Annotated in this window: 11 protein-coding genes; 5 read left to right on the forward strand and 6 right to left on the reverse strand. The window is 68.0% G+C overall.

All coding sequences use genetic code 11. The features are described 5' to 3' along the window. Positions 1–107: 107 nt before the first annotated feature. Positions 108–431, reverse strand: a complete 324-nt coding sequence (fdxA, locus tag J8I35_RS32085; protein ID WP_011544919.1) for a ferredoxin FdxA — start codon at positions 429–431, stop codon at positions 108–110. 286 nt (positions 432–717) lie between these two features. Between fdxA and pncB the strand changes: the two genes are divergently transcribed. From pncB to rmuC, 5 genes are all read left to right on the forward strand, one after another. Then, positions 718–1,917: a nicotinate phosphoribosyltransferase gene (gene pncB, locus J8I35_RS32090; protein ID WP_050011492.1), complete on the forward strand. Its 1,200-nt coding sequence runs from the start codon at positions 718–720 to the stop codon at positions 1,915–1,917. A gap of 87 nt (positions 1,918–2,004) precedes the next feature. Then, a complete protein-coding gene (locus tag J8I35_RS32095; RefSeq protein ID WP_050011491.1) occupies positions 2,005–2,667 on the forward strand; it encodes a lactate utilization protein C in 663 nt (220 codons plus the stop codon). A gap of 43 nt (positions 2,668–2,710) precedes the next feature. Beyond that, positions 2,711–4,141, forward strand: coding sequence for a sodium:proton antiporter (locus J8I35_RS32100; protein ID WP_209929003.1), 1,431 nt, complete (start codon positions 2,711–2,713; stop codon positions 4,139–4,141). An 81-nt stretch (positions 4,142–4,222) separates the two neighbouring features. After that, on the forward strand, positions 4,223–5,212 hold the full coding sequence (locus J8I35_RS32105; protein WP_209929005.1) for a D-glycerate dehydrogenase: 990 nt from the start codon (positions 4,223–4,225) through the stop codon (positions 5,210–5,212). Beyond that, positions 5,209–6,687 (forward strand): DNA recombination protein RmuC, encoded by a 1,479-nt coding sequence (gene rmuC, locus J8I35_RS32110; RefSeq protein ID WP_050011489.1) that lies wholly within the window; start codon positions 5,209–5,211, stop codon positions 6,685–6,687. The genes J8I35_RS32105 and rmuC overlap by 4 nt, the downstream gene beginning before the upstream one ends. An 82-nt stretch (positions 6,688–6,769) precedes the next feature. Here the strand turns inward: rmuC and J8I35_RS32115 are convergent, their stop codons facing one another. The 5 genes from J8I35_RS32115 to moaA all read right to left on the reverse strand — a co-directional run bounded on the left by J8I35_RS32115 (position 6,770) and on the right by moaA (position 10,733). Next, entirely contained in the window at positions 6,770–7,255 is a 486-nt protein-coding gene (locus tag J8I35_RS32115; RefSeq protein WP_209929007.1) for a GNAT family N-acetyltransferase, read from the reverse strand. Beyond that, on the reverse strand, positions 7,252–7,527 hold the full coding sequence (locus J8I35_RS32120) for a hypothetical protein (RefSeq protein WP_006476519.1): 276 nt from the start codon (positions 7,525–7,527) through the stop codon (positions 7,252–7,254). Before J8I35_RS32120 ends, J8I35_RS32115 begins: the two co-directional genes overlap by 4 nt. A gap of 37 nt (positions 7,528–7,564) precedes the next feature. Next, entirely contained in the window at positions 7,565–8,863 is a 1,299-nt protein-coding gene (gene glp, locus J8I35_RS32125; RefSeq protein WP_209929009.1) for a gephyrin-like molybdotransferase Glp, read from the reverse strand. A 111-nt stretch (positions 8,864–8,974) separates the two neighbouring features. Then, entirely contained in the window at positions 8,975–9,592 is a 618-nt protein-coding gene (gene mobA, locus J8I35_RS32130) for a molybdenum cofactor guanylyltransferase MobA (RefSeq protein WP_050011486.1), read from the reverse strand. Between the two features lie 28 nt (positions 9,593–9,620). After that, entirely contained in the window at positions 9,621–10,733 is a 1,113-nt protein-coding gene (gene moaA / locus J8I35_RS32135) for a GTP 3',8-cyclase MoaA (protein ID WP_209929013.1), read from the reverse strand. Positions 10,734–10,912: the final 179 nt, after the last annotated feature.

Consider the following 10,912-nt stretch of genomic DNA (forward strand, 5'->3'; position numbering starts at 1 on the left):
AACAAACAAGCAACAGCAGAGAAACGAGATTGTATGGAGTGTTCGCTAACCTGTCAACACTTCGAAGCCGCGACGCATGAAATTTTTTTGCGGTCGCCGCCGTGCGATCAGCGCTCGAGCAGGTGCAGCTTGTCCTGCACGTCCTTCCATTCGTCCGCGTCGGCCGGCGCCGGCTTGGTCTTCGTGATCGACGGCCAGTTCTTCGCCAGCTCGGCGTTCAGCTCGGTGAACTGCTGCTGGTCGCCCGGAACGTCTTCTTCGGCATAGATCGCATTGGTCGGGCATTCGGCGACGCACACGGCGCAGTCGATGCACTCGTCCGGATCGATGGCGAGAAAGTTGGGACCTTCACGGAAGCAATCCACCGGGCACACATCCACGCAATCCGTGTATTTGCACTTGATGCAGCCTTCGGTCACAACGTGAGTCATTAAAACGCTCCTGCTTGGCGGTATATGGGGTGGCGTTTGCGCCAAAAGCGGCATTGTAACTGAAGCGCCAAACCCGCATGACGAGGTCGGCTATCCGGCTTATATCGTTTCGTGATTAGTTTATGGGGCGCGCGACACGGATACCCGTACGCCAGGCACCGGCACGATACGGCAAGGCGGCGGCCGGTTTCACGATGGTCGGGCCCGCATTCGGGTAACATGGCCGACAGACCGGGCGGCGCGCGGTGCGCCGGTGCCCTGTCACGATATTGGCGCTGCCGTCATCATGATCATCACTTCGCTGCTGGACACGGATCTCTACAAGTTCACGATGATGCAGGTCGTCCTGCATCACTTTCCCGCTGCAAACGTCGAATACCGGTTCCGCTGCCGCACGCCCGGCGTCGATCTCGTGCCGTACATCGACGAGATTCGCGACGAGGTGCGCGGCCTGTGCTCGCTGCGCTTTTCCGACGTCGAACTCGACTACCTGCGGCGGATGCGCTTCATCAAGAGCGACTTCGTCGACTTCCTCGCGTTGTTCCACCTGAACGAGAAGTACATCTCGATCACGCCGTCGCCGAAGGGCAACGGCGAGATCGACGTCGTGATCGAGGGGCCGTGGCTGCACACGATCCTGTTCGAGATCCCGGTGCTCGCGATCGTCAACGAAGTCTATTTCCGCAACACGCAGCGCGAGCCCGACTATCGCGAAGGGCGCGAGCGGCTGCGCGAGAAGATCAAGCTGCTCGGCGCGAAGCCCGAATTCGCCGACTGCAAGATCGCCGACTACGGCACGCGCCGGCGCTTCTCGAAGGTCTGGCACGAGGAAGTCGCGCTCACGCTGCGCGACGGGCTCGGCCCGCAGTTCGCGGGCACGAGCAACGTGCTGTACGCGATGAAGCACGACATCACGCCGCTCGGCACGATGGCGCACGAATACCTGCAGGCGTGCCAGGCGCTCGGCCCGCGGCTGCGCGATTCGCAGATCTACGGCTTCGAGATGTGGGCGAAGGAATATCGCGGCGACCTCGGGATCGCGCTGTCGGACGTCTACGGGATGGACGCGTTCCTGAACGACTTCGACATGTATTTCTGCAAGCTGTTCGACGGCGCGCGCCACGATTCGGGCGATCCGTTCGACTGGGGCGAGCGGATGCTGCGCCACTACGAGGCGAACCGCTGCGACCCGCGCACCAAGGTGCTCGTGTTCTCGGACGCGCTCGACATCCCGAAGGTCATGCAGCTGTACGAACGGTTCCGCGGCCGCTGCAAGCTCGCGTTCGGCGTCGGCACCAACCTCACCAACGATCTCGGCTACGTGCCGCTGCAGATCGTGATCAAGATGGTTCGCTGCAACGGCCAGCCGGTCGCGAAGCTGTCGGATTCGCCGGGCAAGAGCATGTGCGACGACAAGGCCTATCTCGCGTACCTGCGCCAGGTGTTCGGCATCGCGCAGCCGGTCGAGGAAGACGCGTCGAAGTAGGCGTTGGCCGTTCGGCCGAAGGTGTGTCGCGGCAGGGGTGGCCGGTATAATCCGACGTATTGCACGCCAACGTCACGAGGACCGTTCATGGACACTTCCGCCGCCCGTCGCCAGATCCTCGCGCGCATTCGCGCGGCGCAGGGGCGCGCGGCCGAACCCGATGCAGCGGAGCGCGACGGCGTCGCCGACTATCTCGCGCGGCATCCGCAGGGCCCGCGCCCGCCAGCGCCGGCCGACCTCGTCGCTGCTTTCGTCGACGAAGCGGGGCGCCTGTCGACCACGGTCGACGAAGTCGCGACGCTGGCCGACGTGCCTGCTGCCGCCGCCCGCTATCTTGCCGCTCAGGGTCTGCCGACGCAGGCCGTCGCATGGCGCACGCTGGCCGATTTCGACTGGGCCGGCGCCGGCCTGTCGGTCGAGTGCCGCAAGCCGCGCGACGGCGATCTCGTCGGCCTGACCGGCTGCTTCTGCGCGACCGCCGAAACGGGGTCGCTGGTGCTGCTGTCCGGTCCCGACACTTACGCATCGGCCGGTCTTTTGCCGGAAACCCACATCGCGATCGTGCCGGCGTCGCGCATCGTCGCCGGTCATGAAGACGCGTTCGCGCTGATTCGCGCGGAGCGCGGCGAGCTGCCGCGCGCGGTCAATTTCGTGTCGGGCCCATCGCGCACGGGCGACATCGAGCAAACGATCATTCTGGGCGCACACGGCCCGTACCGCGTGCACGCGATCGTCGTACGGGGCGCATGACGCGCCCGCCGCATTCACAGTTACTCGAACAAGGAAGTTCCGCATGAAACGACATGCCGCCTGGGCGGGCATGGCGTCGGGAATCGCGCTTGGCGCCGCTCCCGCGCTCGCATCGGCCGCCACGCTCGACGGTGCCACGCTGTCCGCCCTCTGGGGCATCCCGTTCGCCGGGATCCTGCTGTCCATCGCGCTGTTCCCGCTCGTCGCCCCCGTGTTCTGGCATCACCACTTCGGCAAGATCGCGGCCGGCTGGGCGATCGTGTTCCTCGCGCCGTTCGCGGTCGCGTTCGGCGCCGGCGCCGCGTTCGGCACGCTCGTGCATGCGCTGCTCGAGGAATACATTCCGTTCATCGTGCTGCTCACCGCGCTCTATACGGTCGCGGGCGGCATCTGCGTGAACGGCAACCTGCACGGTTCGCCGAAGCTGAATACCGCGATCCTCGCGCTCGGCACGCTGCTCGCGAGCGTGATGGGCACGACGGGCGCCGCGATGCTGCTGATCCGGCCGCTGCTGCGCGCCAACGACAACCGCAAGCATGTCGTGCACGTCGTGATCTTCTTCATCTTCCTCGTCGCGAATGCAGGCGGCTCGCTGTCGCCGCTCGGTGATCCGCCGCTGTTCCTCGGCTTCCTGAACGGCGTGAGCTTCTTCTGGACGACCACGCACCTCGCGCTGCCGATGCTGTTCATCTGCGCGGTGCTGCTCGCGCTGTTCTTCGCGCTCGATACGTACTTCTACCGGAAGGGCGGCGAGGAGCGGCCGGCCGCGCTCGATCCGACGCCCGACGGCGCGGCGCTGTCGATCGACGGCAAGATCAACTTCGTGCTGCTGGCAGCCGTGATCGCGCTCGTGCTGATGAGCGGCGTGTGGAAGCCGGGCATCTCGTTCGACGTTTGGGGCACGCACGTCGCGCTGCAGAATCTCGTGCGCGACGTCGCGCTCGTGGTCGTGACGCTCGCGTCGCTCGCGCTGACGCCGCGTTCCGCGCGCGACGGCAACGCGTTCAACTGGGCGCCGATCGAGGAAGTCGCGAAGCTGTTCGCGGGCATCTTCGTGACGATCGCGCCGGTGATCGTGATCCTGCGCGCGGGTGCGGACGGCGCGTTCGCGCAGATCGTCCATCTCGTCACGGGCCCCGACGGCAAGCCGGTCGACGCAATGTACTTCTGGGCGACCGGCATCCTGTCGTCGTTCCTCGACAACGCGCCGACCTATCTCGTGTTCTTCAACCTCGCGGGCGGCGACGCGCAGACACTGATGACGACCGGCGCGTCGACGCTCGCCGCGATTTCCGCCGGCGCGGTGTTCATGGGCGCGAACAGCTATATCGGCAACGCGCCGAACTTCATGGTGAAGGCGATCGCCGAATCGCGCGGCGTGAAGATGCCGAGCTTCTTCGCGTACCTCGGCTGGGCGCTCGTCGTGCTGATACCGGTATTCCTGCTGACGTCGTGGCTTTTCTTCACGGCGTAAGCTGACGTTTTTCAACCCCGAGCGGGCGGCTCCGGCGGCGCATCGCGCGCCGCGATCCGTCCGCGGTATGCGGAGATGGCGATGCAGAAGATCCTGGTCGCGCGTCCGATCTTTCCGGACGTGATCGAACGGCTCAAGCAGTATTTCGACGTCGACTGGAACGACGGCGATGCGCTCGCGCCCGACGCGCTTGCCGCGCGTCTGGCCGACAAGGACGGCGCGCTGACGGCCGGCGACCCGGTCGGCGCGGCCACGCTCGCGGCGGCGCCGCGCCTGCGGGTCGTGGCGAACATGGCGGTCGGCTACAACAACTTCGACATGGCCGCGTTCAACGCGGCGAACGTGCTCGGCACCAACACGCCCGACGTGCTGAACGAGTCGACCGCCGATTTCGGCTGGGCGCTGATGATGGCCGCCGCACGCCGGATCGCCGAATCCGAACACTGGCTGCGCGCCGGTCACTGGCGGAAGTGGGCGTACGACGGCTTCCTCGGCACCGACATCTACGGTTCGACGCTCGGCGTGATCGGGATGGGCCGTATCGGCCAGGCGCTTGCGCGCCGCGCGCGCGGTTTCGGGATGCAGGTGATCTATCACAACCGGTCGCGCGTCGCGCCCGAGATCGAGGCCGAGCTGGATGCCGAATACGTGTCGAAGGATGCGCTGCTTGCGCGGGCCGATCATGTCGTGCTCGTGCTGCCGTACACGAAGGAGAACCATCACACGATCGGCGCGGCCGAGCTCGCGAAGATGAAACCCACCGCGACGCTGACCAACATCGCGCGCGGCGGGATCGTCGACGACGCGGCGCTGGCCGCCGCGCTGCGCGACGGGACTATCGCCGCGGCCGGCCTCGACGTGTACGAGGGCGAGCCGACCGTGCACCCGGCGCTGCTCGAGGTGCCGAACGTCGTGCTGACGCCGCATATCGCGAGCGCGACCGAAAAGACTCGCCGCGCGATGGCCAATCTCGCCGCCGACAACCTGATCGCCGCGCTGGGCGAAGGGCCGCGTGCGGGGCAGCCGCCGAATCCGATCAACCCTGACGTGATCGGGAAGCCGCGCGCATGACGACGACGTTGTTGCTTGCGGCGGTCGTCGTGCTGGCCGTCGCGCTCGCGGTGGCGATCGTCGCGCTCGTGCGCGGCGGCGGCCGCCACGACGACGCGGCCGTGCTCGGCGACCAGATCGAGGACGCCGCGCATGCGCAGGCGCGCGCGGTCGAGCGGCTCGAACGCGAATTGCGCGGCGAGATCGTCGAGACCGCACGCGGCTCGCGTACCGAGCTGGCCGGCAGCTTCGCCCAGTTGCAGCAGACACTCGCCGCGCAACTGACGAGCGTCGCGACCGTGCAGAACAACCAGATCGAGGGGTTCGCGCAGCAGCTCGGCAAGCTCGTCGCCGGCAACGCGCAGCAGTTCGACGCGATGCGCGAGAGCGTGCAGCGCCAGGCCCAGCAGGCACGCGAGGAGCAAACGGGCGCGCTGCGGCTGTTCGGCGACACGCTGAACCGGCAGCTCACGCAACTGACCGAGGCGAACGACCGCCGGATCGGCGAGGTGCGTGCGACGCTCGAACAGCGGCTGAAGGAAATCGAGACGAACAACGCGGCGAAGCTCGAGGAGATGCGCCGCACCGTCGACGAGAAGCTGCACGCGACGCTCGAGCAGCGGCTCGGCGAATCGTTCAAGCTCGTGTCGGACCGGCTCGAACAAGTGCATCGCGGGCTCGGCGAGATGCAGACGCTCGCGGCCGGCGTCGGCGATCTGAAGAAGGTGCTGACCAACGTGAAGACGCGCGGCACCTGGGGCGAAGTGCAGCTCGAGGCGCTGCTCGAACAGATGCTTACGCCCGACCAGTACGCGAAGAACGTCGTGACGGTGCCGAAGCGTACCGAGCGCGTCGAATTCGCGATCCGGCTGCCGGGGCGGGACGCCGGCACGCGCGACGCGTCGCCGGTGTGGCTGCCAATCGACGCGAAATTTCCGCGCGAAGACTACGAGCGGCTGATCGACGCGCAGGAGCGTGCCGACGCGGTGGCCGTCGAGGAGGCGGCGCGTGCGCTCGAGGCGCGGGTGCGGATGGAAGCGCGCACGATCGCCGAGAAGTACGTCGCGCCGCCGTACACGACCGATTTCGCGCTGCTGTTCCTGCCGACCGAGGGGCTCTATGCGGAGATCCTGCGCCGCCCGGGGCTGACCGACCTGCTGCAGCGCGACTATCGCGTGACGGTCGCGGGGCCGACCACGCTCACCGCGCTGCTCAACAGCCTGCAGATGGGGTTCCGCACGCTCGCGATCGAGCAGCGTTCGAGCGAGGTGTGGCAGGTGCTCGGCGCGGTCAAGACGGAGTTCGGCAAGTTCGGCGACGTGCTCGCGCGCACGAAGGCGCAGCTCGAAACGGTCACGCGCTCGATCGAGTCCGCCGAGCAGCGCACACGTGTGATGAACCGCAAGCTGAAGCAGGTCGAGGCGTTGCCGGGCGATACGGCGGCCGGGTTGCTCGGCGCGGAAGAGGCCGAAGGCGCCGACGCGGACGACGCGTGACGCGCGTTGCTGGCAACTGTCGGACAGAAGAAACGGGCGCCCGTTTTCTTTTGCAGCGGTTACCGGCGCAGCCGGCTCGCGTTCAATGCGCGGCGAGCGTGTCCAGCGCGTCGCCCGTCACGCGCACGATGCGCCACTCCGGCAGCATGGTCGCGCCCATCTTCTCGTAGAAGTCGATCGCCGGCTGATTCCAGTCGAGCACCGACCATTCGAAGCGCGCGCAACGGCGCTCGACGGCGAGCGCCGCGAGATGGCGCAGCATCGCGGTGCCGAGGCCCGTGCCGCGCTGCGACGGCTGCACGTACAGATCCTCGAGATAGAGCCCGCGGCGGCCGAGGAACGTCGAATAGTTGTGGAAGAACAGCGCGTACGCGACGATCGTGCCGTCTTGTTCGGCTACGCGTGCCTCGGCGGCAGGATGCTCGCCGAACAGCGCGTCGGCGAGATCGGCTTCGGTCGCGACGAACAGCTCGGTGAGCTTTTCGAACTCGGCCAGCTCGCGCATCAGCGCGAGGATCGTGCCGACGTCGCGCGTGTCGGCCGCGCGGATCAGCGGCGTGCCGCTCACGCTTCTTCCGGCGGATCGGACAGCACGATCTCGATGCCGCCGAAGCGCGATGCGACCCAGTTGTACGCATGGCACGCGATCCACAGCAGCACGAAACCGAGGATTGCGTTCAGCAGCAGTGCGCTCAGGATCGTGCTCAACTCGACCATCCCGTAACGGATATACGCAACGAGAATGCCGAGCAGCACGATCGGCACGCTGAACGTCAGGTAGACGAGGATCAGCGCCTTGGCGGTCTGCCCCGCGGCGATCGACGAGATTTGTTTCTTCATGTGCGGATTGCCCCCGTAGAAATATACCGATTGGAATTCAGATCAGGCCGTCGAGCGGCAGGATGTCGACCGGGGCGCCCGCGTCGACTGCCGCGGAATCGTGGCCCAGGACGATGAAACAGTTGGCGGCCGCGAGACCGCTCAGCGACGCCGAGCTTTGCGATCCGACCGGTACGACGTGCCATTGACCGTCGGCGGCGCGCGTCGCGATGCCGCGCAGGTAGTCGGTGCGGCCGGGGCGTTTCTTCAACGGTTGCGTGCTGAGCGCCGTGTACATGGCCGGCGGCGGCGTGCGCGCGCCGGCCAGCGTCAGCAGCGCGGGGCGCACGATCGCATGGAACGTCACGGCGGACGCGACCGGATTGCCGGGCAAGCCGAAGAACAGCGCGTGACCGGCGTCGTCGGCCGCGCGGGCGAGCGTACCGCACGCGAGCGGGCGGCCCGGTCGCAGCGCGAGGCTCGCGAACGTCACGTCGCCGAGCCGGGCCATCACGTCGCGCGTGAAATCGGCTTCGCCGACCGACACGCCGCCGGACGTGATCACCGCATCGGCCTGCGCGGCGATGGCGTCGCGCAATGCGGCTTCGAGCGCGGCCGGGTCGTCGCGGACGATCCCGAGATCGATCGCGTCCACGTGCAGCCGTTCGAGCATTGCGATCAGCATCCCGCGATTGCTGTCGTACAGCGCGCCGCGGCCGAGTGGTTCGCCGGGCTCGCGCAACTCGTCGCCGGTCGAGAACACGGCGACGCGCACGCGCCGGCGCACCGTGACGTCGACGATGCCGAACGACGCGAGCAGGCCGAGATCGGACGGCCGCAAAATGCGGCCCGCGGCGAGCGCACAGGTGCCGCGCGCGAGATCCTCGCCGGCCTTGCGGCAGTTCGCGCCGCGCGCGACGTCGTGCGCGGCGAAGCGAATCGCGTCGCCGTCGACGCGAACGCGTTCCTGCGGAATCACCGTGTCGCATCCGGCCGGCATCGGCGCGCCCGTCATGATGCGCACGCATGCACCGGCCGCCACGGCGCCGTCGAACGGATGGCCGGCGAACGCGGTGCCGACAACCGTCATCGCGACCTCGCCCTGCGCCGACGCGAGTGCCGCGGCTCCGCCGTCGAACGCATAGCCGTCCATCGCCGAGTTGTCGTACGCGGGAATGTCGAATGGCGCGCTCACGTCGGCCGCGAGCACGCGATCGAGCGCCTCGCGCAGCGCCACCGTATCGCACGCGTCGACGGGCACCGCGAAGCGGCACGCGAGTGCCTGCGCGTCGGCGAGCGACAGCGGGGCATCGGGGTCGGGTGCGGTTCGGGAGGCGGGCGAGGATTGCGTGATCATCAGTCGGACTGCGCCGCAAGGCGTATCGGGTTCGTGGCCGGTGGCGCGAGGAGGGTGCCGGGGCGCGGGTTTCGCGTGCGGCAGACGCCGGGCGGGAACGGCGCGGGGCCGTCAACGGCGGGCCAGCGCGGCCAGTTCCTGCCAGGAATTGGCATTGTAAAACGCACGCTCGTCGCGAAACTCGACTTCGACCGTCGTGTGGCGTGCGTACCACGCACGCATCTTGCGGTCGCCGGCCGCGAGTCGGGCGGCGAGGTCGTCCGCCAGCGACGTGCGCAGCAGCGCGAACGTCGGCTGCGGCGAGCGCATCTGCTGCGCGTCGACGGTGACCGCCATCGCGATATCGGCCTGTTGCGCGTCGAGCGCCGCATGCAGCCGCGCGACGAGGTCGGCGGGCAGATAGGGCGTATCGCACGGCGAGCACGCGACCAGCGGTGCGCGCGCCGCGCGCATGCCGGCAAGCAGGCCCGCGAGCGGCCCGGGGAAGTCGGGGGTTTCGTCGGCGACGATGCGCGCGTCGAACGGCGCACCGAGTTCGGCATAGCGATCGGCATGGCGATTCGCGCTGATCACCGTCTCGTCGACCTGCGGCGACAGCCGGCGCAGTACGTGCAGCGCGAGCGGCGTACCGTCGAGCAGTTGCAGGCCCTTGTCGACGCCGTCCATGCGCGTGGCGCGCCCGCCCGCGAGCAGCAGGCCGGCGATCGACGGGGAGGCGGGAGCGGGCATCGTGCGCGGATGGACAGAGCGGCGTGCGTCAGCCGCCGATATACGACATTTCGACGCGCTTGCCGGCGCCGTCGAGCGCGCCGTCGGCCGATGCGCTGCCGCGCAGTTGCGAATAGCGGTCGGTGCGCGCGTGCCAGATGCGGGCGATCGCGGTCGCGATCTCCGCATCGGTCGCGCCGCCGCGCACGAGCGCACGCAGATCGTGCCCCGTCGACGCGAACAGGCACAGGTACAGCTTGCCTTCGGTCGACAGCCGCGCGCGCGTGCAGTCGCCGCAGAAGGCCTGCGTGACGCTCGAGATCACGCCGATCTCGCCGCTGCCGTCCGCATAGCCCCAGCGCTGCGCGGTCTCGGCCGCCGTGTGCGGCTCGAGCGGCACGAGCGGGAAATGTTCGGCGATGCGCGCGACGACGTCCGCCGACGGCAGCACCTCGGTCATGTTCCAGCCGTTCGACGTGCCGACGTCCATGTATTCGATGAAGCGCAGGATCACGCCGGTGCCGCGAAAACGCTCGGCCATCGGCAGGATCTCGCTGTCGTTGGTGCCGCGCTTCACGACCATGTTGACCTTGACCGGCGCGAGGCCCGCGGCCTGTGCGGCGAAGATGCCGTCGAGCACGTCGGCGCTCGCGAACTCCGCATCGTTCATGCGCTTGAACAGCGTATCGTCGAGCGCATCGAGGCTGACCGTGACGCGCGTGAGCCCGGCGTCCTTCAGCGCGCGCGCCTTGCGCGCGAGCAGCGAGCCGTTGGTCGTCAGCGTCAGGTCGAGCGGGCGGCCTGCGTGCGTCGTCAGGCGCGCGAGCCGCTCGATCAGGAATTCGAGGTTCTTGCGAAGCAGCGGCTCGCCGCCCGTGATGCGGATCTTCTCGACGCCGTGTGCGACGAAGAGCCGCGCGACGCGCTCGATTTCCTCGTGCGTAAGTAGCGCGCTGTGCGGCAGGAACGGATAGTCCTTGTCGAAGACTGCGCGCGGCATGCAGTACACGCAACGGAAGTTGCAGCGATCCGTCACCGAAATGCGCAGGTCGCGCAGCGGCCGGGCGAACGTGTCGGCCAGCGTGCCGTCGGGGGCATGCGCGACGCCGGAGACGTCCGGCATCCCGCTGACGTCGGCGAGGGGAATGATGCGTCGGGACATGTTGGAAGAAGTGCGAACCAGACTGCTATTTTAGCCGCAACCGGCCGGCGGGGCCGGTGGGCGGAAACCCGCAGCGCGGACGTGAAAAAGCCCGCCGGAGGCGTAATGCCGTTCAGTTAAGCGACCGAAGGGCATTTTTGTTTTGTGGAAGGAGTGGTTGTAAACGTTGCGCTGAGATG

The sequence above is a fragment of the Burkholderia sp. CpTa8-5 genome, from assembly GCF_017815045.1.
GTDB lineage: Bacteria > Pseudomonadota > Gammaproteobacteria > Burkholderiales > Burkholderiaceae > Burkholderia > Burkholderia sola.